Origin of the sequence: Pseudomonas sp. FP2300, from assembly GCF_030687595.1 — a bacterium.
GTDB lineage: Bacteria > Pseudomonadota > Gammaproteobacteria > Pseudomonadales > Pseudomonadaceae > Aquipseudomonas > Aquipseudomonas bijieensis.
On the sequence record NZ_CP117440.1, the window covers coordinates 2,942,557 to 2,958,333 of the forward strand.

16 protein-coding genes are annotated in these 15,777 nt (G+C 62.7%); 7 read left to right on the forward strand and 9 right to left on the reverse strand.

The features are described 5' to 3' along the window. Positions 1 to 182 precede the first annotated feature (182 nt). Together PSH86_RS13200 and PSH86_RS13205 are read left to right on the forward strand one after the other, a co-directional pair. Entirely contained in the window at positions 183 to 587 is a 405-nt protein-coding gene (locus PSH86_RS13200; RefSeq protein ID WP_003202859.1) for a TraR/DksA C4-type zinc finger protein, read from the forward strand. Positions 588 to 766: 179 nt separating this feature from the next. Then, positions 767 to 2,371, forward strand: a complete 1,605-nt coding sequence (locus PSH86_RS13205) for a methyl-accepting chemotaxis protein (protein WP_305490206.1) — start codon at positions 767 to 769, stop codon at positions 2,369 to 2,371. Between the two features lie 110 nt (positions 2,372 to 2,481). On the opposite strand, the gene PSH86_RS13210 is transcribed toward PSH86_RS13205, so the two are convergent. Continuing rightward, positions 2,482 to 2,718, reverse strand: a complete 237-nt coding sequence (locus PSH86_RS13210; protein WP_109755982.1) for a DUF2789 family protein — start codon at positions 2,716 to 2,718, stop codon at positions 2,482 to 2,484. Positions 2,719 to 2,805: 87 nt separating this feature from the next. Further along, complete coding sequence (locus tag PSH86_RS13215) at positions 2,806 to 3,036, reverse strand: hypothetical protein (protein WP_109755983.1); 231 nt, start codon at positions 3,034 to 3,036, stop codon at positions 2,806 to 2,808. 796 nt (positions 3,037 to 3,832) lie between these two features. On the opposite strand from PSH86_RS13215, the gene PSH86_RS13220 reads away from it, so the two are divergent. The 3 genes from PSH86_RS13220 (at position 3,833) to PSH86_RS13230 (ending at position 6,056) form a co-directional block, all read left to right on the forward strand. Then, positions 3,833 to 4,282, forward strand: coding sequence for a hypothetical protein (locus PSH86_RS13220; RefSeq protein WP_109755985.1), 450 nt, complete (start codon positions 3,833 to 3,835; stop codon positions 4,280 to 4,282). 186 nt (positions 4,283 to 4,468) lie between these two features. After that, positions 4,469 to 5,479, forward strand: coding sequence for an ABC transporter substrate-binding protein (locus PSH86_RS13225; RefSeq protein ID WP_305490210.1), 1,011 nt, complete (start codon positions 4,469 to 4,471; stop codon positions 5,477 to 5,479). A 139-nt stretch (positions 5,480 to 5,618) separates the two neighbouring features. Then, positions 5,619 to 6,056: a DUF3995 domain-containing protein gene (locus tag PSH86_RS13230; protein ID WP_109755987.1), complete on the forward strand. Its 438-nt coding sequence runs from the start codon at positions 5,619 to 5,621 to the stop codon at positions 6,054 to 6,056. Between the two features lie 184 nt (positions 6,057 to 6,240). On the opposite strand, the gene PSH86_RS13235 is transcribed toward PSH86_RS13230, so the two are convergent. The 7 genes from PSH86_RS13235 to PSH86_RS13265 form a co-directional block, all read right to left on the reverse strand. Then, positions 6,241 to 6,603 (reverse strand): Na+/H+ antiporter subunit G, encoded by a 363-nt coding sequence (locus tag PSH86_RS13235; RefSeq protein WP_109755988.1) that lies wholly within the window; start codon positions 6,601 to 6,603, stop codon positions 6,241 to 6,243. After that, on the reverse strand, positions 6,600 to 6,878 hold the full coding sequence (locus PSH86_RS13240; protein ID WP_003202841.1) for a K+/H+ antiporter subunit F: 279 nt from the start codon (positions 6,876 to 6,878) through the stop codon (positions 6,600 to 6,602). The genes PSH86_RS13235 and PSH86_RS13240 overlap by 4 nt, the downstream gene beginning before the upstream one ends. Next, a complete protein-coding gene (locus PSH86_RS13245; protein WP_109755989.1) occupies positions 6,875 to 7,363 on the reverse strand; it encodes a Na+/H+ antiporter subunit E in 489 nt (162 codons plus the stop codon). Before PSH86_RS13245 ends, PSH86_RS13240 begins: the two co-directional genes overlap by 4 nt. Further along, a complete protein-coding gene (locus PSH86_RS13250) occupies positions 7,360 to 9,045 on the reverse strand; it encodes a monovalent cation/H+ antiporter subunit D (RefSeq protein WP_109755990.1) in 1,686 nt (561 codons plus the stop codon). Before PSH86_RS13250 ends, PSH86_RS13245 begins: the two co-directional genes overlap by 4 nt. Continuing rightward, positions 9,042 to 9,386: a Na+/H+ antiporter subunit C gene (locus PSH86_RS13255; RefSeq protein WP_003202835.1), complete on the reverse strand. Its 345-nt coding sequence runs from the start codon at positions 9,384 to 9,386 to the stop codon at positions 9,042 to 9,044. Before PSH86_RS13255 ends, PSH86_RS13250 begins: the two co-directional genes overlap by 4 nt. Further along, positions 9,386 to 12,310, reverse strand: a complete 2,925-nt coding sequence (locus tag PSH86_RS13260) for a monovalent cation/H+ antiporter subunit A (protein WP_109755991.1) — start codon at positions 12,308 to 12,310, stop codon at positions 9,386 to 9,388. The genes PSH86_RS13255 and PSH86_RS13260 overlap by 1 nt, the downstream gene beginning before the upstream one ends. 372 nt (positions 12,311 to 12,682) lie before the next feature. Next, positions 12,683 to 13,708, reverse strand: a complete 1,026-nt coding sequence (locus PSH86_RS13265; protein ID WP_109755992.1) for a DMT family transporter — start codon at positions 13,706 to 13,708, stop codon at positions 12,683 to 12,685. Here PSH86_RS13265 and PSH86_RS13270 point away from each other — a divergent pair. Together PSH86_RS13270 and PSH86_RS13275 are read left to right on the forward strand one after the other, a co-directional pair. Further along, positions 13,703 to 14,266: a helix-turn-helix domain-containing protein gene (locus PSH86_RS13270; protein WP_163854036.1), complete on the forward strand. Its 564-nt coding sequence runs from the start codon at positions 13,703 to 13,705 to the stop codon at positions 14,264 to 14,266. The two genes, PSH86_RS13265 and PSH86_RS13270, sit on opposite strands and share 6 nt — an antisense overlap. A gap of 17 nt (positions 14,267 to 14,283) precedes the next feature. Beyond that, positions 14,284 to 15,732 (forward strand): FAD/NAD(P)-binding protein, encoded by a 1,449-nt coding sequence (locus tag PSH86_RS13275; protein WP_305490216.1) that lies wholly within the window; start codon positions 14,284 to 14,286, stop codon positions 15,730 to 15,732. Positions 15,733 to 15,777: the final 45 nt, after the last annotated feature.

The window sequence follows — 15,777 nt, forward strand, 5'->3', positions numbered from 1 at the left end:
GTCGGACATTTTCCCTATGTTTTCAGTTGCTGAGGCCTCGACTCGGCCTTAGACTGCCGCCCCTCGTAAATTGAGTGCCGGGTGGCGCTTGGAATAGACGGCGCCTTCCCGATGAGCGTGGCAGCTGCGCTGCGGGACGCTCCATAATTCGCCTTAATGCACGTTTTTTTATAGAGAAATCAATGACAAAGGAAAAGTTGCTGGCCATGCCGGCGGATGACTACATGAATGCCGAGCAGCTGGCTTTCTTCACCAAGCTGTTGCAGAACATGAAGGTCGAAACCCACGAGCGCATCGAACAGAACCGAATCGCCATTGAGAGCCTGGACACCCCGGCCGACCCGGCGGACGCTGCTTCCGTAGAAGAAGAGCGTACCTGGCTGGTCAACGCCATCGATCGCGACCAGCGCATGCTGCCTCAACTGGAGCAGGCCCTGGACCGCATCAACGACGACAGCTTCGGCTGGTGCGACGACAGCGGCGAGCCGATCGGCCTCAAGCGCCTGCTGATCAGCCCGACCACCAAGTACTGCATCGAAGCCCAGGAACGTCACGAACAGATCGACAAGCACCAGCGTCAGGCCTGATTCGCGTTTTGCGCAAAAAGATCGCGACCTTTTGACGAAGGCCGCGATCTTTTGCTTTCGCCCGTGCTCGTTCGTCTACTCCCGTTGATCTGCTGCAAGAACACGACTAATGGACCATGGATAATGGCTCTGTAGTGGCGTTTAATGCAGTCATAACAACGAGAGTGTGGGTGACGAACATGGCGACAGACGGAACGCTGGCGGGTGCGGTGCCGGCCTCGGTACCTGAGACAAAAAGCACGGCGCGCTGGCTGGCGCCGACCTTGCAGAGTCTCGCCCTGGCATTGCTGCTGTGTGGCATGGCCCTGGGCGGCTGGTCGCTGTACCTGGGCTTGCCGCTGGTCATGCTCATCGTCTGGTTGCCGCGCCTGCGTTCGCGCCTGGCCACTGCGCCTGCTCCCACGACCGACAGCCTGGCCGAATTGACCCGCGACCTGTCCTACACCACCAGTCATAACGCGCTATCAGCGGCCGGTGTCGCCTATTCGGTCAAGCAACTGGCCGGCAGGGTTCAGTCCCAACTCGACGCGGCGGCGCAGATCGTCAGCAACGCCGAATCGATGATCGCCACCGAACAAGCCACCTCGCAACTCAGCCAGCAAGCCCTGGGCGCCGCCAGTGAAGCCCATCGCAGTAGCGTGGCCGGGCGCGGCGAGCTGGTGGAATCCATCAGCCGCATGCACCAGCTCAGCCAACGGGCAAACGACAGCCGTGAGTTGATCGAAGCCTTGAGCGTACGCAGCGATGAAATCCAGCGGGTCAGCCTGGTGATCCAATCGATCGCCAGCCAGACCAACCTGCTGGCGCTGAACGCGGCCATCGAGGCGGCACGGGCCGGTGAGCATGGCCGCGGTTTCGCGGTCGTGGCCGATGAGGTCCGTGGTCTGGCCGGGCGTACGGCTGCGGCGACCGGTGAAGTCGGGGTGATGGTGGCGGATATCCAGCAACGCACCGCCCAGGTGGTGGAGCAGATCCGGCAATTGGCCGCTGACCTGGACAGCGGCGTGCAGCAGGTCGAGCACACCGGCCAGCATCTGGAAAACATCGCCCGGCTTGCAGAAGGCGTCGAAACCCAGGTCAGTGCCATTGCCCAAGGCACCGACACCAATCGCGAACAGCTCGACAGCCTGTTCCACGCTATCGAGCAGATGCGCAGCGACCTGTCCGTCAGCGACCAGCAGACCCAGCGCCTGGCCGATGCAGCGGTGCAAATGGAAGGTCAGGCCGAAACCATCAGTGAACGCTTGGCCGAGGTGGGCCTCGACGATTATCACCAACGGGTCTACGACCTGGCACGGGAAGGCGCGAGTCAGATTGCCGCGCAGTTCGAGGCCGACATCGATCAGGGCCGTGTCAGCCTGGAGGATCTGTTCGACCGTAACTACCAGCCGATTCCCAATACCCAACCCGCCAAATTCCAGACCCGTTTCGACCGCTACACCGACCAGGTGCTGCCGGCGATCCAGGAGCCATTGCTTGCCCGCCACGAAGGCCTGGTGTTTGCGATTGCCTGCACCCAGCAGGGTTATGTGCCGACCCATAACAAGGTCTTCAGCCAACCGCTGACCGGCGACCCGCAGGTGGACACGCTGAACAACCGCACCAAGCGCAAATTTTCCGATCGCACCGGGATCCGCTGCGGTAGCCACCAACAGCCGGTGCTGCTCCAGACCTACACCCGCGACACGGGTGAGTTGATGCACGACCTTTCCGTACCGATCATGCTCAAGGGGCGGCATTGGGGTGGCTTGCGCTTGGGCTACAAACCCGAGAAACCGCGCTAGGCCTCAACGCCACTGATTGGCAACGGCGCTTTTGTGGCGAGGAAATATCTGTGGGAGCAAGCTTTGCTCCCACCAATCTCCTAGCCACAGGGGACTCATGGTTCTTGGCGCTACTTACCGTCGTGCAGGCGCACATTCAGTTCGTCTACCAACAAAGCTTCTTCGCCGTCGGCGAGCAGCCATTCCTGAAGCAGGTCTTTCTGCTGGTCCGACCAGAAATCGGCTTCCACCAGCTTGATCTCCGGTGCCAGCGGGTGCGCCATGATGAAGTCGTCGATGGCTTTGTCGTCCGAGGGCAGGCCGAGTTGGGCGAATAGGGTATTGAGTTCGTAGGATGGTTGTTCCATGGGGGGCTCCTTTGGGCGGGCGCCGTCATGGCGCCCCGACTGCTTCCCTTTATCTGAGGCAAGCGCTCGCCAGGAGTTCGATCACGTTCAGGCTTTCAAGGCCCCTTCATCCACTGCGGCCTTCAACGCCTTGGCCGCTTCCCTGGCCGCCTCGGCAGCGATCTCCGCGGTCTTGAACCAGCGATCCTTCTCCACCTGGTGGCAACTGACGGTGGTCAAGGGTGGCTTGGCGCGCATCAGGATGACGGCCTGGAACTCGCCTTCGACTTCTCTGGCTTCGCCCCGGATAAAAAATTCGCCGATATCAAATTCCGTCACGTCGCGCCTTCTCCTCAAGCTCATATCATGGATGCGCGATCGCCGATGAACGACGCTCTTCGCTGGGCGAGCAGTATGGCAGCAGTTGCCCGTCGGTGGCTGAGTTAAGTCATGGACGGGCACATTATGAGCTCAGGCGCTGCCTTCTAGACGCCTGGCCAGGTGGCAGGCCTCGTTATGGTCAGTTCGGAATCCTCTTACAAGTCCAGTCGATGTTTCTTCTATGTGAAAAAAGCACTTGCCGGCCAGAACGACCCGATAACGCGGTTGAATCAACGAAATGGACGGGCCGTCGGCCGCGTCAAAGGTGTCATCTGTGTCCACGATGCAAGGGGATACGGTGTGGGGCAGGGGTGTGAAAGCGGCCATGCGAATTCCTTTTCTATGGTTTACCGACGAATTGTCGAGTACTTCGAGTAGTCTCCACGCCTTCGGCTGCTCTAGAATCGGCAGTGTCGTGTGGACGGTTGCGCCTATCTAAAGCAATTTTTTTTGGGCTCGATGTCAGAAAAATGCTTTTTTAAGTGAGAAATTTCCCTAAAGTTAGTAGTCCCATCTTTTCCGATGCTCAGAGTGGCTTTTTCCTTCAGCCTCTGGCGACCCCCCGGGAAAGACGGCGAGAGCGGCAACCTTTAGTCTGCTCTCGGCCCGGGACAGGGCGCGCCGTTCACTTCGAATTTCAGTTACAGGTCCATTACGACAATACAGTCGGTACGGGTTCTCGTGGTCCGTCCTTTGTGCAGGGCGGGCCTTTTTCAAAAATGGGGATGTTTCCTTGGCAGTAAGTAATCTCGACATGCATGCGTTATTCGTACTTGGTGACCTGCGGGCAAAACTGGTCAAACAATTCCAGTCACGTTTCGTCTACATCACCGAGCAGAACGCCGAAGGTATTTATGTCGCCGAAATCGACACCGAGTCGGCGTTGGTGGTCGATGACAAGCCCAGGCTCGAGCTCAAGGTCGGTGATCATTTTCGCGCAGCGGTATTGCCCAGCCGCGAAGGCGGCAAGTTTGAAATCCGCTTTCGCGAAATCAAGCTGACGGTCTATGGCCTTGGCGATTACGCCTTCGTCACGACCCCCGCTGGTCATGCCATCCTGTTCAAGGAAGGCCACAGCGTGGTGACCGTGTTTGCGGCAAACGAACAGTTGCAGGAAGGCTTGACCAAGACCCTGAAAGCGGTCACCGCCAAGGCGGCGAAGTGGCGCAAGGGCGAACTGGTGACTTTCAAGGCCAGCGAGTGACCATTTCAGGGCCGGTGAAAAGCGTGTAGGCATCGGGCTGGCAAGGGCTTTGCGCCCAAACCGCTGGCAGTTTTCGCAAGATCTCGCTGGAACCTCGGCTACAGTCAATTGACTGAACTATTCAGGGCTTGCGTTTGGTTACGCAGGGCCGTTCAGCTATTGCTGTATCTGCATGAGGTGCAAAGCATGAAACGAGTTCGACAGTGGCTGGCTGCCTGGGCCACCTTCGCTGTGTTGGTTTCGCCACTTCCGGCGTCGGCCGCTTCAGCGCCGATCCACTTCGCCGATCTGAACTGGGAAAGCGGCAGTCTGATCACCGATATCCTGCGAGTCATCGTCGAAAAGGGCTATGGATTGCAGACCGATACACTGCCCGGCACCACCATTACCCTGGAAACCGCCCTGGCCAATAACGACATTCAGGTGATCGGTGAAGAGTGGGCTGGGCGTAGTCCGGTGTGGGTCAAGGCCGAGGCCGAAGGCAAGGTGATCGCCCTGGGCGATACGGTCAAGGGCGCGACGGAAGGCTGGTGGGTGCCCGAGTACGTCATCAAGGGCGACCCGGCCAAGGGCATCAAGCCCCTGGCGCCGGATTTGCGCAGCGTCGAAGACCTGGTGCGCTATAAACATGTGTTCAAGGACCCGGAGAGCCCCGACAAGGGCCGCTTCCTTAACAGCCCCATCGGCTGGACATCCGAGGTGGTCAACAAACAGAAGCTCAAGGCCTATGGCCTGTCTGACAGCTATGTGAATTTTCGCAGCGGTTCGGGGGCGGCGCTGGATGCGGAAATCAGCTCGACGATCCGCCGGGGCAAGCCGATCCTGTTTTATTACTGGTCGCCCACGCCACTGCTCGGGCGCTTCAAGCTGGTGCAGTTGCAAGAGCCGCCGTTCGATGCCGAGGCCTGGAAAACCCTGACCGACGCCGATAACCCCAACCCGAAGCCGACCCGCTCACTGGCCTCGAAACTGTCGATTGGCGTTTCCGCGCCGTTCCAGAAGCAATACCCGGACATTGCCGAGTTCTTCAGCAAGGTTGACTTGCCCATCGAACCGTTGAACAAGGCCCTGGCCGACATGAGCGAGAAGCGCACGCCACCCCGTGAAGCGGCCGAAGCGTTCCTCAAGGCTCATCCACAGGTCTGGCAGGCCTGGCTGCCCAAGAAGGTGGCAGACAAGGTGTCCGCAGCCCTGTAGGACCGCTCGCGTGCCAGCGGGTTGAACTCTTGATCCTGGGCAATGAGTCATTCACTGGAAACTGGCAACCTGCGCCCGTCCAGCGAAATGCCAAATTCGAGCTAGGATGATTGTTCAACCTTTTTCAGGAGGCTGGCGAATGACGCTTTTATTGGCTCGGTCGCTGGTCGCAGTGTTTGCGACCATCAGCTTGATTCATTTGTATTGGGCCCTGGGGGGGCGATGGGCGGCCCTGGCGGTGGTGCCTCAGGTGCCGGTGAAGCAAGGGGGGGCGTTGCGACCGGCGTTCGACCCCTCGGGCTGGCTGACCTTGTTGGTGGCTCTGGCGCTGCTGCTGATTGCGCTGCTGGTGTGCCTACGAGTCGGCCTGCTGGCGCAGCCGGTCACCCATCGGGCATTGCAGTGGCTGATCAGCGCGATCGCTTTGCTGATGTTCGCCCGGGCCATTGGCGAGTCGGAGCTGGTGGGCTTCTTCAAGGAGGTCAAGGGCTCGACGTTCGCCAAGCTCGACACCTGGGTCTATTCGCCGTTGTGCGTGGTGCTCGGGGCTGGGTTGCTGGCGGTGGCCTGGGCCTGACGCGACGCAATTTCTAAAGGTGAACACCATTGTGGCGAGGGAGCTTGCTCCCGCTGGAGGGCGTAGCCCTCCCAAAAAACCGGACACAATCGGCCTGACACCGAGGTGACAGGTCTAAGGGCTGCTGCGCAGCCCTGCGGGAGCAAGCTCCCTCGCCACAAGGGTGTTCGCCACAAGGCAGCGGTCAGCCGTCCTGCCCGGTTCGGCGACTGCTCACTTCCGCCGGCACATCATCCCCGGCCATGCGCTTGCGGAACAACGCCGCCCGGGCCAGCAGCAGGGTGGTCACCGGGACAGTGATGGACAGCAGGATCGGTATCAGCCAGGCATGCAGTACTGGCCCGGACTTGAGCGCCGAAAAATACACGATCGAGGCCAGCGCCACGCACCAGGCCCCCAGGGTAGACGCCAGGGCCGGTGGGTGCATACGCTGGAAATAATCCTTGAGCCGCACCAGGCCGATGGCCCCGACCAGGGCGAACAAGCTGCTGAGCACCAGCAGGATCGCCACCGGGATTTCCACCCACATCGACAGTTCGCCGGTCATTCGATCACCTCGCCACGCAACAGGAACTTGGCCAGGGCAAACGAGCCGACAAAGCCGAACAGGGCGATCAGCAGGGCCGCCTCGAAATAGGTGTCGCTGGCATAACGGATGCCCAGCACCAGCATCATCAGCATCGCCACGATGTACAGGTAGTCCAGGGCCAGTACCCGATCCTGGGCCGACGGGCCTTTGAACAGCCGCCACAGGGTCAACACCATCGCCAGGGAGAACAGGAACAGGCTCAACAGGATCGCATTGGACAGCAATGGGCTCATTCGAAGATCTCCATCAGCGGGCGTTCATAGGTGGCCTTGAAATGGGCGATGAATGACGCCTCGTCTGCCAGATCGAACACGTGCATCAGCAGGATGCTGCGGTCCAGGGCCAGTTCCGACCAGACGGTCCCGGGAATCACCGTGGTGATCATCGACAGCGCGGCCAGGCCGTTGGCATCGCGCAGGTCCAGCGGCACTTTGATGAAGCGCGAGCGAGGTGGGCGGCGCCCGGCGTTCAGCACACCCCAGGCCACCGCCAGGTTGGACACCAGCACGTCGCGGCCCACCAGCAGGAACAAGCGCAACACCACCCACGGCCGACGGATACGGATGGGCCGCGGTCGCAGCGGGCGCATCATCAGCGGGGCCAGAAACCCTAGCGTGGCGCCCAGCAGCAGATGGCCGGCGCTGAGGGACACGTTCAACACCAGCCACAGCACGCACAGCGCCAGGGACAACCACGGAGCGGGGAACAGGCGCTTCATGGCTGCACCTCCCGCAACGCCGCACGGGCTTCGGGGTTGGGCACGGGGCGGGTGGCGAGTACCGACATCACGTAATGTTCCGGGTTGTTCAGCGCATCGGCAGCGGTTTGGGTATAGCGCAGCAACGGTTCGGCCTTGAAGGTCAGGGCGATGCCCAGGCCCAGCAGCACGATGATCGGCAGGCATTCGAACGGCCGCAGCAACGGTGACGGGCGTTCCTGGGGCGTCCAGAAACGTTGGATGCCCAGGCGTGAAAATGCAATCAGCGAAGCCAGCCCCGAGAGGATCAGCAACGCCAACAAGCCCCACGCCTGATTCGAGACCGACGCCTCGGCGCTGGCTCCGAGCCCTTGAGGATTGAGCAAGGCGCTCAGCAGGCTCAGCTTGCCGATGAACCCCGACAGCGGCGGCATGCCGATGATCAACAGTGCACAGAAAATAAAGCTCAAGCCAAGGAAGGCCATGGTCCAGGGAATCACTTGCCCGACCACGGCTTTCTGCTCGTCATCGAGGTTGATGCCCTTGGGCGGTTGCAGGGATTCCAGCGGTCGCGGCAAGGTGTCGAAGTCGTCGTCCAGGGACAATTCATTGGCCGAGCGCGAACGTTCGATCAACTCCGCCAGCAAGAACAGCGCGCAGAGCGCCAAGGTCGAACTCACCAGGTAAAACAGCGCCGCACCCACCAGGTTGGGTTGGGCGAAGCCGATGGCCGACAACAGGATCCCGGCCGAGACCAGGATGCTCAAGCTCGCCATGCGCTCCAGGCGTTGCGCCGCCAGAATGGCGATGGCGGCGCAGACGATGGTCGCCATGCCGCCGTAGACCAGCCAGTCGGCACCGAAATAAGCCGAGGCGCCGGCCTGGCCGGAGAACAGCAGCGTCCACAGGCGCAGGATCGTGTAGACACCGACCTTGGTCATGATCGCAAACAGCGCCGCCACCGGTGCGCTGGCGGCGCTATAGGCCGGCACCAGCCAGAAGTTCAGCGGCCACATGCCGGCCTTGGCCAGGAACGCCACCGCGAGGATACCTGCCCCGGCGTGCAGTAGGCCGCGGTCGGCTTCCGGCACCAGCGGGATCTTCAGGGCCAGGTCGGCCATGTTCAACGTGCCGGTGACGCCATAGATCAGCGCGGCGCCGATCAGGAACAGTGACGAAGCCAGCAGGTTGATGGATATGTAATGCAGGCCCGACGACACCCGCGCCCGGCCCGAGCCATGCAACATCAGGCCGTAGGAGGCCGCCAGCAGCACCTCGAAGAACACGAATAGGTTGAACAGGTCCGCCGTCAGGAAGGCACCGTAGAGGCCCATCAACTGGATCTGGAACAGCGCATGGAAACTGGCGCCGGCACGGTCCCAACGGGCGGTGGCGAACAGCAGGGCGCTGACGCCGATGATGCCGGTCAGCACCAGCATCAACGCCGACAGGCGATCGACCACCAGGACGATGCCGAACGGCGCCTGCCAATTGCCGGGCAAGTACACGCCAATGGACGCGGGCAGCGCCTGGTCCTGGGTCCAGTACAGCAACAGTGCGGCGATGCCCAGGCCCAGCAGGCTGGAAAACAGATTGATCCGGGCCTTGAGCGGACGGTGCTTCTCGCCCAGCATCAGCATCAACGCGGCGGTCAGCAGCGGCAGCAGAATGGGCGCGGCGATCAAGTGGGGCGTCAACATCATTCCTTGGGCTCCCGACCGTCCACATGGTCAGTCCCGGTCAGGCCCCGGGAGGCGAGCAGCACCACCAGGAACAGCGCGGTCATGGCGAAGCTGATCACGATGGCGGTCAGCACCAGGGCCTGGGGCAGTGGGTCGGTATAGTGCAGCAGATCCTGGGGCACGCCGTCCTTGATGATCGGTTCCTTGCCGATGAACAAACTGCCCATGCTGAAGATGAACAGGTTGACGCCATAGGACAACAGGCACAGGCCCATGACCACCTGGAAGGTCCGTGGCCGCAGCACCAGCCAGACACCGGAGGCGGCCAGTACGCCGATTGCGATTGCGATGACTTCTTCCATCAGGCGGTGGCTCCTTTGACGGGGGCGATGGGTTTGGCTTGCAGGCCCGGTTTATGGGCTCGTACCGACTGGTGAGCCAGGGCGGTAAGGATCAACAGGGTGGAGCCGACCACCACGGCGTACACGCCGATGTCGAAGAACAGCGCGCTGGCCACATGGATATCACCCAGCAGTGGTAAGTCGAAATGCCAGGTGTGGGTGGTCAGGAACGGATACCCCACGGCCATCGCCCCCAGGCCCGTGACCGTGGCGAACAACAGCCCGGTGCCCATCCAGCGCAGCGGCCGCAGGCTCATTTGCGCCTCGACCCACTGCGTGCCGGCGACCATGTATTGCAGGATGAACGCCACCGACATCACCAGCCCGGCGACGAAGCCGCCGCCGGGTTGGTTGTGCCCGCGCATGAACAGGTAGAACGACACCACCAGGGCGATAGGCAGCAGCAGGCGCACCAGCACCGACGGCACCATCATGAAACCCAGGGCGGTGTCGCTGGCATGGCGCGGGTTGACCAGGTCGGTGACCACATCCGGTGCCAGCAGGCGCTGTTGCGCCGGTAGCTGCATGCTTTCCTTCGGTGGGCGGAAGCGTCGCAGCAGGGCGAACACCGCCAGGGCCACCGCCACCAGCACGGTGATTTCCCCCAGGGTGTCGAAGCCACGGAAATCCACCAGCATCACGTTCACCACATTGCTGCCGCCGCCCTCGGGCAGGGCGCGGCTCAAGTAGAACGACGAAATGTCGTTGGGCGTCTGCCGTGTCAGCATCGCGTAGGACAGCAGCGCCATGCCGCCACCCACGGCGATGGACAACAGCAAGTCCCGCAGGCGGCGGATGCGTGCGCGCCGCTCGCTGTTGGGCAGGGGCGAGGCATCCTCGATCCGTCGAGGCAACCAACGCAGGCCCAACAGGATCAGCACTGTGGTCACCACTTCCACCACCAGTTGCGTCAAGGCCAGGTCCGGCGCTGAGAACCAGACGAAGGTCACACAGGTCATCAGGCCGCAGACGCTGACCATGGTCAGGGCCGCGAGTCGGTGATACTTGGCCTGCCAGGCCGCCCCCAGGGCACAGGCGATCGCCAGCAGCCACAGAGTGACGAACACGATGGAGCCGGGGATTTTCGGCCGGTCGCCCCAGACCAGCGTGCTGTGCAGCATCGGGATCAGCCCGGCGAACACCGCGGCCAATACCAGCCAGAACAACTGGGCCTGCAGGCGACGGGTGCTGATCCGTCGTTCCAGGCGCCGGCTGTGGCGCATCATCAGCACCAGGCAGCGTTCGAACAGCCGCTTGCCGTTGAGTCGGCCAATGAATGGCGGGTGCTTGATGTGCCCTTGCCTGAATTGATTACGCAACAGCAGGTACAGGACGATGCCGCCGGACATCGCCACCAGGCTCATGATCATCGGCGCGTTGAGGCCGTGCCAGATCGCCAGGCTGTATTCAGGCAGCGTGCCGCCCACCACCGGCAACGCGGCGGCAGCGAGCAACGAGCCGACCACCTGGGCCGGGAAGATCCCCACCAACAGGCAGGTAAACACCAGCAACTCCACCGGGGCGCGCATCCAGCGCGGTGGTTCGTGGGGGGTATGGGGCAGGTCGGTGGCGGTGGGGCCGAAGAACACATCCACGGTAAAGCGCAGGGAGTAGGCGACGCTGAAGGTCCCAGCGATGGTGGCGATGATCGGCAGCGCCAGCTCGACCCAGGCCGTGGCGGAGATAAACACCGTCTCGGCGAAGAACATTTCCTTGGACAGGAAACCATTGAGCAACGGCACCCCGGCCATCGCTGCGCTGGCGACCATGGCCAGGGTCGCGGTGAACGGAATCAGCCGCACCAGGCCGCTGAGCTTGCGAATGTCACGGGTGCCGCTTTCGTGGTCGATGATCCCTGCGGCCATGAACAGCGAGGCCTTGAAGGTTGCGTGGTTGAGGATGTGGAACACTGCCGCCACTGCCGCGAGCGGGCTGTTCAGGCCCAGCAGCAAGGTGATCAGCCCGAGGTGGCTGATGGTGGAGTAGGCCAGCAGACCCTTGAGGTCGTTCTGGAACATCGCGCAGTAGGCGCCCAGCAGTAACGTACAGGCTCCCGCGCCGCCGACGATGTAGAACCATTCTTCACTGCCCGACAGCGACGGCCATAACCGCGCCAGCAGGAACACCCCGGCCTTGACCATGGTCGCCGAGTGCAGATACGCCGACACCGGCGTAGGGGCGGCCATGGCATGGGGCAGCCAGAAATGGAAAGGGAATTGCGCGCTTTTGCTCAGGGCGCCGATCAGGATCAGCGGCAGCAGGATGGGGTAGAGGGCATGGGCACGGATCAAGTCGCCGGCGGCCAGGACCTTGTCCAGGTCATAGCTGCCCACCACATGGCCGAGCAACATCACCCCGGCCAACAGGCACAGACCGCCGGCCCCGGTCACCATCAATGCCATGTAGGCGCCGCGCCTGGCGTCGGTGCGGTGGTGCCAGTAGCCGATCAGCAGGAACGAGAACAGGCTGGTCAGTTCCCAGAAAAACACTATTTGGATCAGGTTGCCGGAGATCACCAACCCGAGCATGGCACCCATGAACGCCAGGAAAAAGGCGAAGAAGCGCGGCACCGGATCGTCCGGCGACATGTAGTAGCGGGCGTACAGCGACACCAGCGTGCCGATGCCCAGCACCAACAAGGAAAACAGCCAGGCAAAACCGTCCAGGCGCAGCACGAAATCCAGGCCGAGGCTGGGCAACCAGGAATATTGCTCACGGATCACGCCGCCGTCGGCGATCTGCGGGTACAGCAAGGCCACCTGGACAGTGCCGGCCAGGGCCACGAGGCCGGCCAGCAGTGATTCGGCGTTACGGGCGTTATGCGGCAGCAGTGCCGCGACACAGCTGCCGATGAAGGGCAAAAGCAATAGAACTATCAGTGACATAGGCTTCTATTCGGCGGGAGGTTGTGAGGGATCATACGTGGCGTATTGCGGATCACCAACCGCGAGGGTGTCGCAGAATCCTACAAGGTTGGTTGAGTTTTCGGACTTTGCGTTGTTTGGGGGAGGGAGGCAGCGTCAGAATCCACCACGGTACTGGGGCCGCTGGGCCGATGGTTGGAGGTAACGCAATAGCGCGCCATGCGCATCACCCGTGGCGAGGGAGCTTGCTCCCGCTGGGCTGCGCAGCAGCTCCCCAAACCAGCCGACTCGGTGTGCCAGGAAGATCGAGTCAACTGATTTAGGACCGCTGCGCGCTCCAGCGGGAGCAAGCTCCCTCGCCACAGGGTCAATCACCATTGCAGGTGACCGGCCTCACTGCTCGCGTTCGAGTGCTTCATCCACCTCGACGACATCTTTGCTCCGAGTCTTTAACTCACTGACAATCACCGCCGCCACGATCAGCGCCGCGCCGAACAACGCGATCGCTGGCAGCCGCTCACCGGCCAGGCGCCCGGCGATGCCGGCCCACACCGGCTCGCCGGCATAGATCAGCGTGGCGCGGGTGGGCGAGACACTTTTCTGCGCCCAGTTCATCGCCACCTGGATCGCTGCGCTGGCGGCCCCCAGGCCCACGGCACTGACCAACAGCAGCCAGGAGAAATCCGGGATGGTTTCCTGGGTCGGCACTACCATCAGGAATGCCAGCACCGCCGTGCTTGCCAGTTGCACCACGGTCACCCGGCGCACATCGACCTGGCCGGCATAGGCGCTGATCAGGATGATCTCGGCGGCAATCGCGATGGCGCTGATCAGCGTGGCGATTTCGCCAGCGCTGAAATTCAGCGACGCGCCCGCCGGACCTGACACCAGCATCAGCCCGGTGAACGCCAGCATGATGCCGATGCTGGGCATCAGGCCAGGGCGACGGCCCAGCACCAGCCATTGCAACAAAGGCACGAATGGCACGTACAGCGCGGTGATGAAGGCCGATTGGCTGCTGGGAATGGTCTGTAGGCCGACGGTCTGCAAACCGTAGCCGAGCATGATCGCCACGCCGATGAAACAGCCGGCCTTGAGTTCGAACAGGGTCAAGTCGCGCAGGTGGCGCCAGGAGAACAGCGCAACGAATGCGGCTGCGGCGGCAAAGCGCAGGCCGACGAAAAACATCGGTCCGCTGACGGTCATGGCATGCTGCACCAACAGGAACGTCCCGCCCCAGATCATGGTGATCAGCACCAGCACGCATTCGGCCTTGCTGAACCTTGAGAAACGGGAGGAAGCTTGAGGAGAGTTCACCGATGCCATGACCTTGCGCGCCACTTGAGGCGGACGCACAATGCGCCCGAAGAAGGTGGGCAGTATAATGCGCAACCCCAGCAGATGAGCAATATAGTGCACAAAGAAAACGCTCAGCGGGCATCCGTCCTGCAACACGTCAGCCAGAACGTCCGCCGCCTGCGGCACGCCGCACAGCTCAGCCAGACCGCGCTGGCGGAATTGTCCGGGGTCAGCCGGCGCATGCTGGTGGCTATTGAGGCCGGCGAAAAGAATGTCAGCCTGACCACCCTTGACCGTGTCGCCGAAGCCCTCGACGTGGCCTTCAGCGACTTGATCCAGGCCCCCGATGCGCGCGACCCGAGTCGCATCAACGAATTGGCCTGGGCCGGTACCATCGCTGGCAGCAAAGCCGTATTGCTCGCCAAGGCCACCGCCAGCCGTGAGGTCGAACTCTGGGAATGGCGCCTGGAGCCCGGCGAGCATTATTCTTCCGAACCCGACGCCGACGGCTGGAGCGAACAGCTCTATGTGTTCGAGGGCAGCCTGACCTTGCTGCTGGGCAGCGACGAGCGCCGGATTGGCGCCGGTGAGTTTTTCATGTTCGCCAGCAACCAGCCCCATGCCTATCGCAACGATGGCCCGGTGGCGGCGAGATTCGTACGCAACGTGGTGATTTGATGCCTGGGGAGGGCGGTATGGACACAGCGCTGGAGCGACAGGGCAGCGGGCTCATCCGCGAAGCCGATATCCTGATCATCGGCGGCGGCTTGAGCGGCGCCATGCTGGCGGCGCAGTTGTTGCGCCTGCCGGGCCGACGCGAGGTGCTGATCGTCGAGCCACGCAGTGAACTGGGCCGGGGCGAGGCCTACAGCGCCGTGGAGTTGGGCCATACCTTGAACGGCAACGCGGCACGGATGAGTGTCGACCCGGACAACGCCGATGACCTGACCCAATGGCTCACCGCGTTCATCGAGGCCGGCGGCTGGCCCGAGTCGGATCAGCAGCACGTGCCGATCAGCGAGTTGTTCCCACCCCGAGGGATATTCGGCCTCTATGTGCAGCAACGCCTGGCCGAGGCTCGCGAGTTGGGCGCACAAAATGGTTCGACGGCTGAACATGTGCGCGGGGAGGCTGTTGACCTGCGGCTTGTCGACGATGCCGTGGTGCTGACGCTGGGTGACGGCCAGGTCCTGCGTGGCCGTTTCGCCGTGCTGGCCACCGGCATGTTCCCCGCGGCGCGGACCCCGCAAACCCAATCCAGCGGCTTGAACGCCGCGGCCCTTGACCCTTGGGATGTGACGGCGATGCGTCAGCTTGATCCGCAGTCCACAGTGCTGATCATCGGCTCGGGGCTGACCATGGTCGATGCCGTCGTGTCGCTGGAACAGGCCGGCCATCGTGGCCCGATCGAAGTGTTTTCCCGCCACGGCCTGCTGCCCCATGTACGCCGCCAACCGCCGGCCTGGGTGGATTTCCTCGCCGAGGATCACAGCCTGCGTTCGGCACGCCAACTGATGCGGGCACTGCGCGAGCAATGCCGTCAAGCCCGGGCCCAAGGCATCGATTGGCAGGCGCCGCTGGATACGGTGCGCGCGCACATCGGGCGATTGTGGAACCAGGCCAGCGATGTGCAGCGCCGGCAGTTCGTCCGGCATGTACGGCCCTGGTGGGAGAGCCATCACCATCGTTCGCCACCGTTGAGCGCGGAGCTGGTGGCCCGTCTGCACGAAGAAGGGCGGTTGCGGATCCACGCGGCGTCGTTCAAGGGCTTGGCTTCCACTGCCGAGGGGGCGCTGGCTATTCACATCCGTCGGCGGGGTGAGGTTGAGCTGACGGTGGTGCAGGGCGCGGCGCTGATCAATTCCAGTGGTATCGAATATGACTGGCGCCGGGTGGCGCGACCGTTGCCGCAGCAGTTGCTGGCCCGAGGCCTGATCCAGCCGGGCCCATTGGCCCTGGGTATCGCCGCCCGGCCTGACGGGACGGTGCTGGACGCCCAAGGCGAGCCTGCCGAGCGCCTGTTCGCCATGGGGCCGCCGTTGCGCGGGATGTGGTGGGAAAGCACCGCGGTGACCGACGTGGCGAGCCAGGCCAAGGCGCTGGCCGCGCGCTTGGCTGAATTGCAAACCCAACATCGAAACTGAACAGCTCTCCTGTGGCGAGGGTTACAAGGTGCGGCAAAAGAGCGG

Coding starts and splice junctions, on each gene's coding strand:
- PSH86_RS13200 (WP_003202859.1), top strand. CDS start 183: ATGACAAAGGAAAAGTTGCTGGCCATGCCGGCGGATGACTACATGAAT.
- PSH86_RS13205 (WP_305490206.1), top strand. CDS start 767: ATGGCGACAGACGGAACGCTGGCGGGTGCGGTGCCGGCCTCGGTACCT.
- PSH86_RS13210 (WP_109755982.1), bottom strand. CDS start 2,718: ATGGAACAACCATCCTACGAACTCAATACCCTATTCGCCCAACTCGGC.
- PSH86_RS13220 (WP_109755985.1), top strand. CDS start 3,833: ATGCATGCGTTATTCGTACTTGGTGACCTGCGGGCAAAACTGGTCAAA.
- PSH86_RS13225 (WP_305490210.1), top strand. CDS start 4,469: ATGAAACGAGTTCGACAGTGGCTGGCTGCCTGGGCCACCTTCGCTGTG.
- PSH86_RS13230 (WP_109755987.1), top strand. CDS start 5,619: ATGACGCTTTTATTGGCTCGGTCGCTGGTCGCAGTGTTTGCGACCATC.
- PSH86_RS13235 (WP_109755988.1), bottom strand. CDS start 6,603: ATGACCGGCGAACTGTCGATGTGGGTGGAAATCCCGGTGGCGATCCTG.
- PSH86_RS13240 (WP_003202841.1), bottom strand. CDS start 6,878: ATGAGCCCATTGCTGTCCAATGCGATCCTGTTGAGCCTGTTCCTGTTC.
- PSH86_RS13245 (WP_109755989.1), bottom strand. CDS start 7,363: ATGAAGCGCCTGTTCCCCGCTCCGTGGTTGTCCCTGGCGCTGTGCGTG.
- PSH86_RS13250 (WP_109755990.1), bottom strand. CDS start 9,045: ATGATGTTGACGCCCCACTTGATCGCCGCGCCCATTCTGCTGCCGCTG.
- PSH86_RS13255 (WP_003202835.1), bottom strand. CDS start 9,386: ATGGAAGAAGTCATCGCAATCGCAATCGGCGTACTGGCCGCCTCCGGT.
- PSH86_RS13260 (WP_109755991.1), bottom strand. CDS start 12,310: ATGTCACTGATAGTTCTATTGCTTTTGCCCTTCATCGGCAGCTGTGTC.
- PSH86_RS13275 (WP_305490216.1), top strand. CDS start 14,284: ATGGACACAGCGCTGGAGCGACAGGGCAGCGGGCTCATCCGCGAAGCC.